Genomic DNA, 16,467 nt, shown 5'->3' with positions numbered 1-16,467 from the left:
GTTGCACCCCAAGGGTTGTTTGTTCCAGCGGCTTAGGAATTTCCAAGTGATAAAAAAGATCCTGATCGCCAACCGTGGTGAAATTGCCGTACGAATCGTGCGTGCCTGCGCCGAGATGGGCATTCGCTCGGTCGCGATCTATTCCGACGCCGATCGCCATGCCCTGCATGTGAAGCGCGCGGATGAGGCCCACAGCATCGGTGCCGAGCCCCTGGCCGGCTACCTGAACCCGCGCAAGCTGGTGAACCTGGCGGTGGAAACCGGTTGTGACGCACTGCACCCCGGTTATGGCTTCCTGTCGGAAAATGCCGAACTGGCGGACATCTGCGCCGAACGTGGAATCAAATTCATCGGCCCGTCGGCGGAAGTGATCCGCCGCATGGGCGACAAGACCGAAGCCCGGCGCAGCATGATCAAGGCCGGCGTGCCGGTCACCCCGGGCACCGAAGGCAACGTCGCGGACATCGCCGAAGCCCTTATCGAAGGCGACCGCATCGGTTACCCGGTGATGCTCAAGGCCACCTCCGGTGGTGGCGGTCGCGGTATCCGTCGCTGCAACAGCCGCGAAGAACTGGAACAGGCCTTCCCCCGGGTGATTTCCGAAGCGACCAAGGCCTTTGGTTCGGCGGAAGTCTTCCTGGAAAAATGCATCGTCAATCCCAAGCACATCGAAGCGCAGATTCTCGGCGACAGCTTTGGCAACGTGGTGCACCTGTTCGAGCGTGACTGCTCGATCCAGCGCCGCAACCAGAAGCTGATCGAAATCGCCCCCAGCCCCCAGCTGACCCCGGAACAGCGCGCCTACATCGGCGACCTGTCGGTGCGCGCGGCCAAGGCGGTGGGCTACGAGAACGCCGGCACCGTGGAGTTCCTGCTCGCCGAGGGCGAGGTGTACTTCATGGAAATGAACACCCGGGTGCAGGTGGAACACACCATCACCGAAGAAATCACCGGCATCGACATTGTCCGTGAGCAGATCCGCATCGCCTCCGGCCTGCCGTTGTCGGTCAAGCAGGAAGACATCATCCATCGCGGTTTTGCCCTGCAGTTCCGGATCAACGCCGAAGACCCGAAGAACAACTTCCTGCCCAGCTTCGGCAAGATCACCCGTTACTACGCCCCCGGCGGTCCCGGCGTGCGCACCGACACGGCGATCTACACCGGCTACACCATTCCGCCGTTCTACGACTCCATGTGCCTGAAACTGGTGGTCTGGGCGTTGACCTGGGAAGAAGCGATGGACCGTGGCCTGCGGGCCCTGGACGACATGCGCCTGCAAGGCGTGAAGACCACCGCGGCCTATTACCAGGAAATCCTGCGTAACCCGGAATTCCGTAGCGGCCAGTTCAATACCAGCTTCGTTGAAAGCCACCCTGAACTGACCAACTACTCGATCAAGCGCAAACCCGAAGAGCTGGCCCTGGCCATCGCCGCCGCCATCGCCGCCCACGCAGGCCTGTGAGGATTATTACAATGACCAAGAAGATTCACGTTACCGACACTATCCTGCGCGACGCCCACCAATCGCTGCTCGCCACCCGCATGCGCACCGAAGACATGCTGCCGATCTGCGAGAAGCTCGACAAGGTCGGCTACTGGTCCCTGGAAGTCTGGGGCGGCGCGACCTTCGACGCCTGCGTGCGCTTCCTGAAAGAAGACCCGTGGGAGCGTCTGCGCCAACTGCGCGCGGCCTTGCCCAACACCCGCCTGCAAATGCTCCTGCGTGGCCAGAACCTGTTGGGCTACCGCCATTACAGCGACGATGTGGTCCGGGCTTTTGTCGCCAAGGCGGCGGTCAACGGTATCGATGTGTTCCGCATCTTCGACGCCATGAACGACGTGCGTAACCTGCGGGTTGCCATCGAAGCGGTGAAAGCGGCGGGCAAGCATGCCCAGGGCACCATCGCCTACACCACCAGCCCGGTGCACACCATCGAGGCGTTCGTGGCCCAGGCCAAGCAGATGGAAGCCATGGGTTGCGACTCGGTGGCGATCAAGGACATGGCTGGCCTGCTGACCCCGTACGCCACGGGCGAGTTGGTCAAGGCGCTGAAATCCGAGCAGTCGCTGCCGGTGTTTATCCACTCCCACGACACCGCCGGCCTGGCCGCGATGTGCCAGCTCAAAGCGGTGGAAAACGGTGCCGATCATATCGACACCGCGATCTCCAGCTTTGCCTGGGGCACCAGCCATCCGGGCACCGAGTCGATGGTCGCGGCCCTTAAAGGCAGCGAGTTCGACACCGGCCTGGATCTGGAACTGTTGCAGGAAATCGGCTTGTACTTCTACGCCGTGCGCAAGAAGTACCATCAGTTCGAAAGCGAATTCACCGCCGTCGACACCCGCGTGCAGGTCAACCAGGTGCCGGGCGGGATGATCTCCAACCTCGCCAACCAGCTGAAAGAGCAGGGTGCCTTGAACCGCATGGGCGAAGTGCTGGCGGAAATTCCGCGAGTGCGTGAAGACCTCGGCTTCCCGCCGCTGGTGACCCCGACCTCGCAGATCGTCGGCACCCAGGCGTTCTTCAACGTCCTCGCCGGCGAGCGCTACAAGACCATCACCAACGAAGTGAAGCTGTACCTGCAAGGCGGCTACGGCAAGGCGCCGGGCACGGTCAACGAGAAACTGCGGCGCCAGGCCATCGGCAGCGAAGAAGTGATCGACGTGCGTCCGGCCGACCTGCTCAAGCCGGAAATGGTCAAGTTGCGCGGCGAGATCGGTGCCCTGGCCAAGTCGGAAGAGGACGTGCTGACCTACGCCATGTTCCCGGATATCGGGCGCAAGTTCCTCGAAGAGCGTGAGGCCGGTACCCTGACCCCTGAAGTACTGTTGCCGATCCCTGAAGCCGGTGGCGTGAGTTCGGCGGGCGGCGAGGGCGTACCGACCGAGTTCGTCATCGACGTGCACGGCGAAACCTACCGCGTGGACATCACCGGTGTGGGTGTGAAGGCCGGAGGCAAGCGGCACTTCTACCTGTCCATCGACGGCATGCCGGAAGAAGTGGTGTTCGAACCGCTCAATGAATTTGTCGGCGGTGGCAGCAGCAAGCGCAAGCAGGCCAGCGCGCCGGGCCATGTCAGCACCACCATGCCGGGCAATATCGTCGATGTGCTGGTCAAGGAAGGCGACACCGTGAAAGCCGGCCAGGCCGTACTGATCACCGAGGCCATGAAAATGGAAACCGAAGTGCAGGCGGCGGTGGCGGGCAAGGTTGTCGCTATTCATGTGGCCAAGGGCGACCGGGTCAATCCGGGCGAGATTCTGATCGAGATCGAAGGCTGATCAATAAATAGCCTTCGCCTACAAACGTTTTTCCTCGGGGGAGCATGTGCTCCCCTTTTTTTTGCTCAGGATTTGCCATGGAACAGTGGTGATATCTATTTATATAACCCTCACTTCATAAGTTTTATTAAATGGACGACGAGCACGCCCAATGGGTATTGGGCGCTCATTGACTCGTCGTTATATGGAGTGATTTATGTCAATGGACATTATCAATATGTATGATCGGATGCCTTCTTTCTGGAACGAAAGGATGGAGGTAACAATTGGTGATCTCGCGAAGCCGGCTGCTGTCGACCCTAATTTCAACCGGGTGCGTGATCTGCAGGTTTTCTGGAGGGGAGAGGCGGAGATAGACTCTGAGCGCGGGCAACCGCCGGCGGTCAACGCTCCTTTCTATAGTTTTGACTATCATGGCTGGAGCGCCAAAATTGCCAAGCTTTCAGAAAATGTGCAGCGAGATCTTATGGAAATCCAGGCGTTGCTTGACCTGATTTCAGATGATGCGCAGCCTCAACCCAGGGGGCTTATAGGCGATGAGGGCCTCGGCAGAGAGGTGTTTGACAGGCTTGAAGGAGAGGTTGATGAGGTGGTTTCTGGCATGCCGGAATGTAAAGTAGAGTTTTCTGGCCCGCACGATTGTAATCATACAGCGCGCAGCGAGTCTGCGCTCGCTGCCAAACAGTTGGATGCCTATAGCGAGTTGACCGACAGCGACTTCGGCTGGCGTATTGATGATGCGCTGCTTCCTTCTATCCTGGATATGGTTGCGTAATAGTCCCTCTCACCGGTTTATAAGTAACCCGGTCAGTTTATTCGTTTGAACTCACCAAGAGCAGTGCCCTGGGCGCTGCTCTTCTGATGTTTTACGCACGCGAAATACTATTCAAGGAAGTCAATGAAACCCTTGGCGACAACACCTACGGCACCGTTGATAGAAGTGCTCGGGGAATATAAGAGTATTCTGATCAGCGTGGGCTGTTTTACCGCCTTGATCAATGTGCTGATGCTGGCCCCCTCGATATATATGCTGCAGGTTTATGATCGGGTCCTGACTTCGCAAAACCAGACCACGCTGGTTATGTTGACGCTGATGATCGTGGGATTCTTCGTTTTTATCGGGCTGCTGGAGACGGTTCGCAACTTTGTCGTCAGCCGTGTCGCGGGGCATCTCGATCAGCGTTTCAACCTGCGGGTCTACCAGGCCGCCTTCGCGCGCAACCTGGTCCGTGGTGACGGGCATGGCGCGCAGGCCCTCGGCGATCTGAACCATATTCGCCAGTTCCTGACCGGCCCGGCCTTGTTCGCTTTTTTCGATGCGCCCTGGTTTCCGATCTACCTGGCGGTGATGTTTATGTTCAGCTTCTGGCTGGGTGTATTCGCCTGTGCGGGAGCCGTGCTGCTGGTGAGCATGGCGCTGCTCAATGAATGGATGACCAGGAAGCCGCTGGCTGAAGCCAGTCGCCATTCGCAAGAGGCCAGTCAATTGGCCGCCAGCCATTTGCGCAATGCCGAGACCATCCAGGCCATGGGCATGCTGGGTGTGTTGCGCCAACGCTGGTTCGAGCCCTACGCCCACTTCCTCTCGCAACAGAACCGGGCCGGCGACACGGGCGCGGTCATGACTCATCTGAGCAAAGGCTTTCGCCAGTGCCTGCAATCCCTGGTGCTGGGGCTCGGTGCGTTGCTGGTGATCATTGGTGATATGAGCGCCGGGATGATGATTGCCGGTTCCATCCTGATGGGAAGGGTGTTGCTGCCCATCGACCAGTTGATTGCCACCTCCAGGCATTGGAACGCGGCCAGGTCGGCTTATCAGCGTCTCGACGCGCTACTCAATGAGTTTCCCGAATCGGTGGGAGCGATGGCCTTGCCCGCTCCCAAGGGGCAACTGGCATTCGAGCAGGTGAGTGCCGGGCCTCCCGGCCAGCAGCGCACGACCTTGCATCAAGTGAGTTTCCAACTGGCGGCCGGTGAAGTGCTGGGGGTGCTGGGGGCCTCCGGCGCGGGCAAGTCGAGCCTGATTCGCGTGCTGCTGGGCATCTGGCCGGTCCAGGGCGGGGTGGTGCGGCTGGACGGTGCCGATATCCATCGCTGGGACCGCAACGAACTGGGTCCCCATATTGGCTACTTGCCGCAGAACATCGAGCTGTTCAGCGGTTCCGTGGCTGAAAATATTGCCCGTTTCGGCGCGCCGAACCCGGACAAGGTCGTCGAGGCAGCCCGGCAGGCGGGTGTTCATGAGTTGATCCTGCGCCTTCCACAGGGTTATGACTCGGTGCTGGGGGACGCCGGCGCCGGCCTTTCCGGAGGCCAGAAGCAGCGCGTGGCCTTGGCCCGGGCGCTCTATGGCCGGCCTCGCCTGGTGGTGCTGGATGAGCCGAACTCCAATCTTGATACCGAGGGTGAAGCGGCCCTCACCCGGGCCATTGCCCAACTGAAAGCCCAGGGCAGCACGGTGATTCTGGTGACCCACCGCACCCACGTTCTGGTCCAGGCCGATCAGTTGATGGTGCTGGAAGAGGGGAAAGTGCGGGCCTTCGGTCCGCGTTCGCAGGTGCTCGAAAGTTTATCGAGAACCCGGGAGGCGGCTTCGAAAGCTGCCATTCAATCGCCAAGGAAAACAGGCGCATGAGTTCAGAGAGCATCACGCCACATCACCCTGCGCTCACCTCGTGTCCGCAGCGCGGGGCCGCGTTTTTCGTCAGCTTGGGTTGGGCACTGGTGGTGTTCGGTGCCGGCGGTTTCTTCAGCTGGGCGGCCCTGGCACCGCTGGATCAAGGCGTCAGTGTGCCGAGCACGGTTGTCGTGTCCGGCAAGCGCAAGGCCGTCCAGTCCCTGGGCGGGGGAGCCGTCAGTGGGATTCTGGTCAGAGAGGGAGAGAAGGTCGAGAAGGGGCAGGTGCTGTTTCGCCTGGATCAGACCCAACTGTCGGCCACTGTCCAATCCTTGCAGGCCCAGTACCGTCAAGCCCTGGCCACTCAGGCCCGCTGGCAGAGCGAGCGGGATAATCTGGCGCAGGTTCAGTTTCCAGCCGAGTTGAGTGCCGATGCCGATCCGTTGCTGGCGGTTGTCCTGGAGGGGCAGCGGCAACTTTTCGCTAGTCGGCGCGAAGCCTTTTATCGCGAGCAGGCGGGCATCCGTGCCCGCATCGACGGGGCGACCGCCCAACTCTCCGGCCTGCGCCAGGCCCGCAATGACCTGGACGCCCAGGCCGGATCGCTGCGCCGTCAACTGGAGAAACTGCGCCCTCTGGCGGATGAGGGACATATTGCGAGTAATCGTCTGCTGGAGCAGGAGCGCCAGTTGTCCCAGGTTCAGCAGCAGATCGCGCGGAACAAGGGGGAAATCGGGCTGCTGAAACAGGAAATACTCGAGTCGCAGCTAAGGCTCTCCCGGCATGTCGAGGAATATCAGACCGAAGTCCGTGGCGAGTTGGCCGAGGTGCGACTCAAGTGCCTGACCCTGGAACAACAGCTGGCGTCGGCGAGTTTTGACTTGCAGCACACCGAGGTCAACGCGCCAGCGCAAGGGATTGCCGTCAACTTGAGCGTGCATACCGAGGGCGCCGTGGTCCGTGCCGGCGACACACTGCTGGAGATCGTGCCTCAAGGCCAGCATCTGGAGGTGGAGGGGCGCTTGCCGATCAGCCTGGTGGACAAGGTCAGTCCGGCCCTGCCGGTGGACATCCTGTTCACGGCGTTCAATCAGAGCGTGACGCCCCGTGTCGCGGGCGAGGTCAGCCTGGTGTCGGCCGACCAGTTGCTCGACGAAAAAACCGGCGCCCCCTACTACGTGATACGCAGCTCGGTCAGTGAAGCCTCTCTGGAACAGCTCAATGGACTGGTGATCAAGCCCGGCATGCCGGCCGAGATGTTCGTCCGTACCGGGGAGCGCTCGCTCCTCAACTACCTGTTCAAACCGCTGCTGGATCGCGTGAGCGCCTCGTTGACCGAATAGGAAGAGGGTCTGCCGTCATGAAAATAGTTTTGATACCTGTTGCGCTGTTCGCGTTGATCGCCAGCCTCGAGAGCCATGCCCTGGGACCCTTTCAAGTGTATGAGTCGGCTTTGCTGCATGACCCGGTGTTCCAGGGGGCCATGAAGGCGCGCGATGCCGGGCGGGAAAGCGATGCCATTGGCCGGGCGGGGCTGCTGCCTCGGCTGTCCTACAGCCACAACCTGGGGCGTAATGAATCCAGGGTCACCCAGCTCAGGGAGGCGGGCAGCAGCCATGACCAGCGCCGCTACCGCAGTGCCACCTCGGCACTGACCCTGCAGCAACCGCTGCTCGATTACGAAGCCTATGCGGCTTATCGCAAAGGCGTCGCCCAGTCGCTGTTTGCCGATGAGGTGTTTCGCAGCAAAAGCCAGGAGCTGCTGCTGCGGGTACTCAGTGCCTACACCCGGGCCTTGTTGGCCCAGGATCAGATCGAAATTGCCCAGGCCCGAAAAAAGGCCTTTGAGCAGCAGTTCCAGCGCAATACCCATCTGTTTCACCAGGGAGAGGGCACCCGTACCGATATTCTCGAGGCCGAATCGCGTTTCGAGCTGGCAACGGCGCAACAGATCGAGGCCCATGACGAGCAGGATGCCGCGTTGCGAGAGTTGGGTGCCCTGATGGGCGAACCGCGGATCGCCATCAATGATCTGGCGCCGCTGTCCGCGACTTTCCAGGCCTTTCCCATGGAGCCGGCGACCTTTGATCATTGGCATCGCATGGCGCTGGTCCAGAACCCGTTGCTGGCTTCTCAACGCCAGGCGGTCGAGGTGGCGAGGTTCGAGGTGGAGCGCAGCCGTGCCGGACACCTGCCCAAGGTCACGGCCTACGCCAGCCTGCGCAAATCGGAGTCCGATAGCAGCAGCACCTATGACCAGCGCAACAGCACCAATAGCATTGGCATCGAGTTGAGCGTGCCGTTGTTCGCGGGGGGTGGCGTTTCGGCCTCCGTGCGCAAGGCCAGCCGGAGCCTTGAGCAAACGGAGTACGAACTGGAGGCCAAGACCCGTGAGACGTTGATCGAGTTGCGTCGCCAGTTCAGCGCTTGCCTGTCGGGGGAGAGCAAATTACGCGCTTATCAGAAGGCCCTGGCTTCAGCGGAGTCGTTGGTGGATTCGACGCAAAAGAGCTTGCTGGGGGGCGAGCGGGTCAACCTCGATCTGCTGAATGCCGAGCAACAACGGTTCAGTACCCGTAGCGAGCTGGCCAAGGCCCGTTACGACTATCTGATGGCATGGGTGAAGTTGCGTTTCCATGCGGGCATCCTGAATGAGGGCGATCTGGCCAGGATCGATGAGGTCTTTGTTGCCGATATCGGTTGATGGGCCACCCCCCTGTGACCGATGGCAAACGGTCTAGAATCTGCATTTTATTGCGTTTATCACCCGCTTGGCGGCCTAAAAATGCATTTTATTGCGTTCGCGAGGCAATGAAGATGGGCTGATCTGTACTATATTGCAGTTCTGTCGACGATCTTTGCCCATCGGACGCATTAAATTGCAGGTTGGACCATGTACACACTGACGCTCCAGATTTATGCGAACGGGACTTGGCAAGACGCCATGACCCTGGCTTTCGAGGATCCGCAAAAGGGCTTCGAGGGGCGTTGCAGGTTTGCCTACAAGCAAAGCTATCTGTTGGATCACTTCGAGGACATGGGCAGTTCGTTCGCCTGTGCTGTCAGTGCGGCTCTGCCGTTGGACTGGGACAGCAGCAATGATCAGAAGGCCCCCGCCTTTGTGCAGGACATTGCTCCGGCCGGGGCGGCCAAGCGATTCCTGATGGCCAGGGTAGGCCGGGAAAAGCCGGATGATGTCAGTGCCGATCTGTTTTTGCTGGGAAGAAGTACCCCGGCACCCATTGGTCATTTGCGCATCAAGGACTCTGTGGAAGTACAGGATGACCGTGAACCAATGGGGTTTTCTCGGGTGGACGTGGTAGGTCGTGATAGTCGATTTCTCGAATACGCCTATGAGCAAGGCGCGGCGATTGGCGGGGCCACGGGAGCTGGTGGAGAAGCGCCGAAGTTGCTGATGAGCGAAGATCGCGCGGGACGGTTATACCCGGATGCAGTTCTCGACGATGCCGAAGTCGCGCGCCATTGGTTCGTGAAGTTTGCCCGAAACAAGTCGACGCAGACCGATCAGGACATTCTCAGAAGCGAGTATCACTACTACAAAGCCTTGCAGGCATTGGGTATCGAAACCGTAGCGGCTGAAGGTCTGGCGCTGGAGGAGGCCAACAGGCCGAGTCTCTGGATGCAACGTTTTGATCGTAACGTCACGGGGCAGGGTGTTGAGCGCTTTGCCGTGGAATCGATGTATTCGCTGGCCGGAGTCACCATCCCCGGTAGTTACATGGACCATCTGGAGGTGATCACACGTCTGGCAAGCCTTTGGCGCCAGGCAGGCCAGCAGGATCAGGTGGCGGACCTGGTGGCGGATTATCTGCGGCGCGACTTGCTCAATAAGATCCTGGGCAATTCCGACAACCACGGGCGAAACACCTCGATTATCCGCGACAAGGCGGCCTTTCGTCTGGCACCTATTTATGATCTGGCACCGATGGTGATGGATGACGAGGGCGTGACACGCAGCACCAAGTGGTCAAGGGACATTGAAAGGGGAGGCGAGGTGGATTGGCGCAAGGTTTGTGATGCGCTGGCAGGTATCGTCGATCCGCAGATGGCGTTCGAACGGCTTCGAGCGGACGCCAATCATTTGTTGGCATTGCCCGATATTCTGGCTGACGGCGGCTTGCCGACTATCACGTTGAATCATCCGCTGATTGCCCTGAAAAGGCTTGATCAGCGCTTGCAGGATTGGGGGCTGAAATGACCCTCAGCCTTGACGTCCGTGCACTGCTGATTCAAGCCATTCAAGACGAGCTTGCCCAGGGCGTGATTGGCATCGGCGCGGCGGTCAGGCGCTTGCGTGTCGAGGTCACCGGTTTGCACCAGACTCAATTTGCACGGATGTGCAGGATTTCGGTACGGACCCTTGTTCATATCGAACACGAGGAGGGTAATCCGACGCTTAAGTCGTTGAACTCGGTGTTCAAACCCTTCGGGCTGCAGATGGGCGTGGTGCGACTTCGCAAGACGACAGGCTGACGGGCTCGCGTCGCCAAGACCCTCGGCACCGTCATTGAGGGCGCTACCCTTCTCTCCGAGACTCCCGCTGATACGCCCCTCATTTCCCACGCTGCCACTGACAGCTTCCCGCAGCCCGGCCTGGAGCGGCCGGGTAGCCGGAGCCTGGTTTAAAAGGTCAGCCGCCAGTGACCCGTGACCCCATGATTGCGCTGGTTGCTGCTGACTTCGCCGGTGTAGCCGACGCCGAGGTTCTGGCTGGGCGAGAGCTTCAGGTCCAGACCGGCTTCCAGCAGCAGGCTGTCGCGGTCCAGGGCGGCGCCTTTGACCTTGAAGCTGCGATCGCTCACCGTGAATTTCTGCTGGGTCGTGCTGCCAACGTCGCCATACAGGTGTTTCCAGCCGGCACTCAGGTGTGGGCTCAGGCTCATTTTATTGTCGAAGGTCGTGATGCTGCTCGCGCGCAAGCCGAAGGTGCTGTTGAGGTTGCCGTGGGTCTGGCTATCGACGGCCAGGGCCGCTTCGCCGCCGCGCTCGGTGAAGGCGTCGCGGTGATAACGTTCGTAACCGAGGCCGGTGAAAGGTTCGACACGCAGGTCGGCCCCCCCGAAGCGGTAGCCGAGTTCGGCAAACGCTTGTTGGCTGTTGGCGTCGTACTCGCCTTTGAGACGATCACGGTAGCCATTGAATTCCACGCGGCGTTCGGTCTTGCCTGAATAGCTGCTGTACACCGCGCCGAGCCGCAGGGCCAGCGGGCCGCTTTGGCGCAGGGCGTAGGCACCGGCGTGCCAGCTGTCGAGGTCGCCGGTGAAACGTTGGCCTTTGAAGTCCGATTGCGATTGGCCGCCGAGAACGCCGAGTCGCCATTCGCTGTCGAGCGCCCAGTCGGCACCCAGCACCAGGCCCCGGGTGTTTTGTCGCAGCCCATGGTTGCCATGAGTGCTGTCGAATCTGGCGGAGTTGCCCAGGCCTTGAACCCAGAGCCGGCTGTGGCCGCCGTTCATGACCTGAACCTTGTCTCCTTGGTCCTCCGTTTGCCGCATGACCGTGAGCAGGCTGCTGCCGACTTGGCGGGAACCGCTGAGCGTCGCGTTGCGTAACTGCGCGGTGCTGCCGCCGGAAAGCTGGTCGAGCGCCTGTCCCGCCTCGACGGCGCTGATATAGAGCGCGGCATGGCGCAGTGGCGAGTGCGGGGACGGTTGCTGCGTGGGCTCGTCCGACAGCTCGGTGCCCAGGTCCTCCTCGGCTATCAGCTCTGGAGTAATGGCCGGCGCGGAAACGACCGGTTCTGGCGAGGTAACGACTGGCGCGGAGACGATTGGCTCTGGCGGTGAAATGGCCGGCACGGAAGCGACTGGCTCTGGTTGTGTAATGACCGGCACGGAAGCGACTGGCTCTGGCTGTGTAATGACCGGCACGGAAGCGACTGGCTCGGGCTGTGTAACGACCGGCACGGAAACGACTGACTCGGGTTCCGTAATAATCGGCACGGCAGCGATCGGCTCAGGCGGTTTAACCGGGGCGGGTGCCGGGGCCGGCGGACTCGGACTTATCCAGGGATCCAAGGCTTCCCCCGCGTTATGACCGTTGCTGGTATTCCCCAGATCCCCCAGATTGACGTTATTGCGTGTGTAGGTGACGCCCACCTGCGTCGGGCTGTAATGGGCGGTGGCGGTCAGCAGCGCCAGGTTGGTGCTGATGCTGGCGAACCGGCCTTCCAGCTTGCCGGCTTTAATGACCGTGTGCTGGCGGTCCGATGGGGCGTCGGTCTGTACCTTCAGCAACAGGGCGCCATCGAGATGGGCGGTGCCGCCGACCTCGACAGTAGCGCTCTTGCCGTCGGCGTCGATGCCATAGGAAAGGGTCGCGCCGGGATCCAGGGTCAGATGCTCCTTGATCCTGGCGGCACCCTGCCGAGGATCAACCTCGAGGGTTCCCGTCACCCGCATATGTCCGACGCTTCCGCCGCCGCCATAAGTCGCGCCGTCGTGGACCCGGGTCGTCCCGAGAATACTGCCCTGGTTGATCAGATGAGTCTGGACCAGCACTTCGGCACCCGAACTGAAGTCGTCCTGGCTGGTGAGTGTCCAGGTGCCCTCTTTGACCTGCAGCCGTTCGAAGTGTCGGCTGTTACCGAAGCTACCGCCCAGGGCGTCATCGAGGATCACCAGATTGTCGTCGGCCTTGAGCGCTGTGTCAGGGTCGACGCCCAGCTGAATGTGTTCCTGGTCATCGTCAGTGGTCCCGCCATCGACCCAACCGATAAAGCGGCTGCCGTTTTTCACGATCAGGGTATCGCTTCCGCCGCCCAGGTCGAGGGCGTAACCGTTGCCGCCGTGGATCAACCCGTTGTTGGTCACCTGGTCGACCTGTTCGCCGATAAAGCGCACGCCAAAGCCCTTCTGGCCGCGAATGGTGCCGTGGTTTTCCAGGACGGTGGGCCGTTGCGCCGGATCATTGTTGCCGTCACTCACCTGGATGCCATGATCCGCGCCGCTGATGGTGCCTTTGGCGTATTGGAAGATCGTGCCGCCGCCTATGGAGATACCTTCGCTGGTATGGGCGCCGCCATATTGATCAACACCCAGGCTGCCTTTGCCGATAATCTCGCCGACGTTGTAAATCTCCGCATTCCCGATGATCCGTATGCCATCGCCGTCGGCATCCAGGGTGCGTGCATCACCCGTGATGCTGCCGTAGTTGGTGATCTTGCCGGTGCCCGAGGAATTGAATCCCGCGCCGTTGAGCCCACTCACGTGGCCGCGGTTCGTGAGTTCTCCCTCGCGTCGGGTGTTGACGCCGTGACGCCCGCCCGAGAGGGTGCCGACATTGAGCAGGGTGATAGCGGAGGGCCCCAGGTCTATGCCGTCATGACGTTCACTGCTGATTTTCCCGTCGTTGACGATGCGTCCCGCAACGCGTCCGATGACCTTGATGGCGCTTCCGGTGATTGCTTGAATGTCGCCGTCACGATGATTGGTGTAGTCGATTGACGGATCGCTCAGCAAGACCGTGTGGCCTTTCTCGGCTTGCAGGCTGTGGATGTTCTCCTGCTGTTGAGGGGCTGAGGGCGTGGGGCTGGCTTGTGTGTCGCGCAAGACGACAGTGCTGAGTGCCAGCGTGATCGCGAGTGCTAGGCGATGGGGGGTAGGGGGCATTGGTTTTCCGGCCTCGGGTTGATTCGAGGCCGGAAATGTATCTATGTATTTAATCGATAAATGTCGGCCTTTTTACCTCCGACAGGCGGGATAAGTCCTTAGGTTCAAGAGGTTAAAAACTCATCTTCCACTGCCCCATGACGCCATGGGTCCGGCTGCTGTTGCCTACTTCACCGTTGTAGGCCACGCCGATGGAATGCCGGGCCGACAGGTTCAGATCCAGCCCGGCTTCGACCACCAGGGTGTCGCGGTCCCGGGTGATCCCCTTGGTGTTGAAGACGTCGCCGGTGACCTGATTGGACTGGGTGCTGGTGCTCTCGACCGAACCGTACAGGTGTTTCCAGCCCGCGCTCAGGCGCGGGGCCAGGCTCATCTTGTTGTCCATGTGTTTGATGCTGGCGGTGCGCAGGCCCAGGGTGGTGTTGAAGTTGCTCTGGGTCTGGGCATCGGCTTTCAGCGCCGCTTCACCGCCTTTTTCCGTATAACCCTGACGCGAGTAGCGCTGGTAGCCGAGGCTGGCAAAAGGTTCGGCGCTCAGGCTGCCGCTGCCCAGGTTGTAGCCGAGTTCGGCGAAGGCCTGCTGGCTGTTGGCGCCGTGGTTGCCGGTGAGACGGTCCTTGTAACCGGCGAACTCCACGTTGCGTTCGGTCTTGCCATAGTGCTGGCTGTGGATCGCGCCAAGGCGCAGGGCCATGGGCCCGCTCTGGTGCAGGGCATAGGTGCCGACATGCCAGCTGTCCAGGCCGCCTTCGAAGCGGTTGGCTTTATGCTTGGATTGCGACTTGCCGCCCAGCAGGCCCATGCGCCATTCATTGTCCAGGGCCCAGTCGACGCCCATTACCAGGCCTCGGGTGTCCTGTTCGAAGGACTTCTGGCCTGCCGGTTGATCGAAGGTGCTGGCGTTGTTCAGGGCTTGTAGCCACACGCGACTTTCATTGGGCTTGATCTCCGAGCGCCCCGACAGCGACACCTGGCCGGGCGCGCCGTTTTGTCCGGCGAGCTGTCGTTGCGTGGGGTCGTTACCGAGCTGGCGCATGGCCGCGAGGGCGCTGTTGCCCACCTGGCTGGCACCGCTGAGGGTGGCGGCACCCAGGCTGGCATTGCCCGCGCCGGAAAGCTGCATGCGGGCGTCTCGTTTTGCCGCCGTGCCCAGTTTGTTCAGGGCCGTGCGCAGCGGGGAGTCGACCGGCCTGGGGAATGGTTGGCCGACATTGCCACCCTGGCCGCCCTTTGGATCATCTGCCTGAGTCTGGTTTGTGGTTTGAGCGGCCACAAGCTTTTGTTCCAGCTGGGCATTGCTCTGCCTTATAGCGGAGACTTCTTGACGGAGGTCTGCGATATCGCTGGCGTTGGCTTGGCCCGTGCTGGTGTTGTCGGTAATCCTTTTTCCGTGGTCGGTGCTCCTTTCTTCAAGAACCACGATCCTGTCTTCGTGGTTTGCGATGCTGCTGGCATTGGTTTGGTGAGCAGTGGTGTTGGATTGGTGGGCGTTGGTGTTGGCCGTGATCCTGCCTTCGTGGTTTGCGATGTTGCTGGCATTGGTTTTGTGAGCAGTGGTGTTGGCAGCGATATTGTTCCGATTGGTTTCGACAATACCGGTGCTCGTGGCGTTGGGCCGGAGCACCGGTGTCACCTGAGGGAGCGGTGGCTGTTGACCGGGAGCGCATGACGGACACAGTGGCGGGAGGTCGGGCACGTATACCCGAACAGCAGAACCGTCGTCCCGGATGTGCGCCTCAAAGGGGGCCGTATTCTCGTTATTGGGTTTGACCCAGACAACGCCGTGAGCGATGGGGTGTGGGCCGACGATCGTATAGGTATTGGGGCCTAGACCTTGTTGTTGGTACTGGGAGAGTGGTGGCTGTTGACCGGAACCAATGGGAACGTTCCATACAGTGCCGCCCTCTGGAGTCGTTCCGACATAGGTAGCATTCGGATCGGCAGGTCGGCTGTATATGGGGGTCTGTGGATAGGCTTGTGCCTGTTGACCGGCAATAACACTGGATGCCAGTGCGACCGATATGGCGAGTCGATTAAAGGTTGTTGGCATGGAATTTCGACCTCCTGGAAAATTGAGGCCGAAATGTATCTATCCATGTAATCGATAAATGTCGGGATTTTTACCCGTCTTTTGCAAGATATGTCGCCGGTTTGGTGGCGATTAGAGGTGTGTTTTGTGACTCTGTGGTCTTACGGTGGCCGAGGCGTCAGCCACCGTATTTTCAGGTCGAGGGGCACTGCACTTTCAGGCTGTCCGGTTAACCCCGGCACTCGACCAGGGACTTGATTTGCCCGGCTTCGGTCAGGTTCTCTTCCGACAACCACCGCTCGAACCCGGCATTCACCGCCGGCCATTCCGAATCGATAATGCTGTACCACGCCGTGTCGCGGTTCCTGCCCTTGACCACCATATGCTGGCGGAACACACCTTCGAAGCTGAAGCCCAAACGCTCGGCCGCCGTACGCGAGCGGGCGTTGTCGTTGTTGCACTTCCATTCCAGGCGCCGGTAACCCATGGCGAAGGCTTCCTTGGCCAGCAGATAGACCGCCTCGGTGCTCTTGGGCGAACGCTGCATCGGCGCGCCAAAGGTGACGTGGCCGATTTCGATACGTCCCTGGGCCGGGACGATTGACATCAGGCTGAGAATGCCCTGGACCTTACCGCTGGCCTTGTCGACCACGCTGAAGAAATACGGATCGCTATTGGCCGCATGGTTGTTCAGCCAGTCGTTGAAGGCGCTGCGCTCCGGGAACGGACCATAAGGCAGGTAGTCCCAGAGCTTGGGATCGGCGCCGGGACCCGTCAGGGCCTGCCAGAGATCGTCGCCATGGCGAGCCGGATCGAGTTTTTCCAGGACGATAAAACGCCCCTCCAGACGTTGGGCCGAAGGTGCCGGCGCGCCTTTCCAGTTTGCTAGGGATATCGACATGAGGCTT

Annotated in this window: 11 protein-coding genes; 8 read left to right on the top strand and 3 right to left on the bottom strand. The window is 60.6% G+C overall.

Annotated features, from left to right (window positions below; genetic code table 11):
• Positions 1–46: 46 nt before the first annotated feature.
• From CWE01_RS07260 to CWE01_RS07225, 8 genes are all read left to right on the top strand, one after another.
• Positions 47–1,462 (top strand): acetyl-CoA carboxylase biotin carboxylase subunit, encoded by a 1,416-nt coding sequence (locus tag CWE01_RS07260; RefSeq protein WP_100939853.1) that lies wholly within the window; start codon positions 47–49, stop codon positions 1,460–1,462.
• An 11-nt stretch (positions 1,463–1,473) separates the two neighbouring features.
• A complete protein-coding gene (gene oadA / locus CWE01_RS07255; RefSeq protein ID WP_100939852.1) occupies positions 1,474–3,282 on the top strand; it encodes a sodium-extruding oxaloacetate decarboxylase subunit alpha in 1,809 nt (602 codons plus the stop codon).
• Between the two features lie 196 nt (positions 3,283–3,478).
• A complete protein-coding gene (locus CWE01_RS07250; protein ID WP_100939851.1) occupies positions 3,479–4,057 on the top strand; it encodes a hypothetical protein in 579 nt (192 codons plus the stop codon).
• 123 nt (positions 4,058–4,180) lie between these two features.
• Complete coding sequence (locus tag CWE01_RS07245; RefSeq protein ID WP_100939850.1) at positions 4,181–5,917, top strand: type I secretion system permease/ATPase; 1,737 nt, start codon at positions 4,181–4,183, stop codon at positions 5,915–5,917.
• Positions 5,914–7,242 carry an HlyD family type I secretion periplasmic adaptor subunit gene (locus CWE01_RS07240; RefSeq protein WP_100939849.1) on the top strand — a complete coding sequence of 443 codons (1,329 nt, stop codon included), beginning with the start codon at positions 5,914–5,916 and terminating at the stop codon, positions 7,240–7,242. The genes CWE01_RS07245 and CWE01_RS07240 overlap by 4 nt, the downstream gene beginning before the upstream one ends.
• 17 nt (positions 7,243–7,259) lie before the next feature.
• Complete coding sequence (locus CWE01_RS07235; protein WP_100939848.1) at positions 7,260–8,603, top strand: TolC family outer membrane protein; 1,344 nt, start codon at positions 7,260–7,262, stop codon at positions 8,601–8,603.
• Positions 8,604–8,792: 189 nt separating this feature from the next.
• Positions 8,793–10,118: a type II toxin-antitoxin system HipA family toxin gene (locus CWE01_RS07230; RefSeq protein ID WP_100939847.1), complete on the top strand. Its 1,326-nt coding sequence runs from the start codon at positions 8,793–8,795 to the stop codon at positions 10,116–10,118.
• Entirely contained in the window at positions 10,115–10,393 is a 279-nt protein-coding gene (locus CWE01_RS07225) for a helix-turn-helix domain-containing protein (protein WP_100939846.1), read from the top strand. The genes CWE01_RS07230 and CWE01_RS07225 overlap by 4 nt, the downstream gene beginning before the upstream one ends.
• Positions 10,394–10,542: 149 nt before the next feature.
• Here CWE01_RS07225 and CWE01_RS07220 read toward each other — a convergent pair whose 3' ends face one another.
• From CWE01_RS07220 to CWE01_RS07210, 3 genes are all read right to left on the bottom strand, one after another.
• Positions 10,543–13,530 carry an autotransporter domain-containing protein gene (locus CWE01_RS07220; RefSeq protein WP_100939845.1) on the bottom strand — a complete coding sequence of 996 codons (2,988 nt, stop codon included), beginning with the start codon at positions 13,528–13,530 and terminating at the stop codon, positions 10,543–10,545.
• A gap of 112 nt (positions 13,531–13,642) precedes the next feature.
• Complete coding sequence (locus CWE01_RS07215; RefSeq protein WP_100939844.1) at positions 13,643–15,580, bottom strand: autotransporter domain-containing protein; 1,938 nt, start codon at positions 15,578–15,580, stop codon at positions 13,643–13,645.
• A gap of 208 nt (positions 15,581–15,788) precedes the next feature.
• A complete protein-coding gene (locus tag CWE01_RS07210) occupies positions 15,789–16,460 on the bottom strand; it encodes a GNAT family N-acetyltransferase (protein WP_100939843.1) in 672 nt (223 codons plus the stop codon).
• Positions 16,461–16,467: the final 7 nt, after the last annotated feature.

Origin of the sequence: Pseudomonas sp. QS1027 (genome assembly GCF_002814235.1) — a bacterium.
In the GTDB taxonomy this organism is placed as follows: domain Bacteria; phylum Pseudomonadota; class Gammaproteobacteria; order Pseudomonadales; family Pseudomonadaceae; genus Aquipseudomonas.
Note: the sequence above shows the minus strand (reverse complement) of the source record. Positions and strands in the feature narration are given on the sequence as shown.

Excerpts from the sequence above, each read along its gene's own strand:
- oadA (WP_100939852.1), top strand. The coding sequence starts at position 1,474 with ATGACCAAGAAGATTCACGTTACCGACACTATCCTGCGCGACGCCCAC.
- CWE01_RS07250 (WP_100939851.1), top strand. The coding sequence starts at position 3,479 with ATGTCAATGGACATTATCAATATGTATGATCGGATGCCTTCTTTCTGG.
- CWE01_RS07245 (WP_100939850.1), top strand. The coding sequence starts at position 4,181 with ATGAAACCCTTGGCGACAACACCTACGGCACCGTTGATAGAAGTGCTC.
- CWE01_RS07240 (WP_100939849.1), top strand. The coding sequence starts at position 5,914 with ATGAGTTCAGAGAGCATCACGCCACATCACCCTGCGCTCACCTCGTGT.
- CWE01_RS07235 (WP_100939848.1), top strand. The coding sequence starts at position 7,260 with ATGAAAATAGTTTTGATACCTGTTGCGCTGTTCGCGTTGATCGCCAGC.
- CWE01_RS07230 (WP_100939847.1), top strand. The coding sequence starts at position 8,793 with ATGTACACACTGACGCTCCAGATTTATGCGAACGGGACTTGGCAAGAC.
- CWE01_RS07225 (WP_100939846.1), top strand. The coding sequence starts at position 10,115 with ATGACCCTCAGCCTTGACGTCCGTGCACTGCTGATTCAAGCCATTCAA.
- CWE01_RS07220 (WP_100939845.1), bottom strand. The coding sequence starts at position 13,530 with ATGCCCCCTACCCCCCATCGCCTAGCACTCGCGATCACGCTGGCACTC.
- CWE01_RS07215 (WP_100939844.1), bottom strand. The coding sequence starts at position 15,580 with ATGCCAACAACCTTTAATCGACTCGCCATATCGGTCGCACTGGCATCC.
- CWE01_RS07210 (WP_100939843.1), bottom strand. The coding sequence starts at position 16,460 with ATGTCGATATCCCTAGCAAACTGGAAAGGCGCGCCGGCACCTTCGGCC.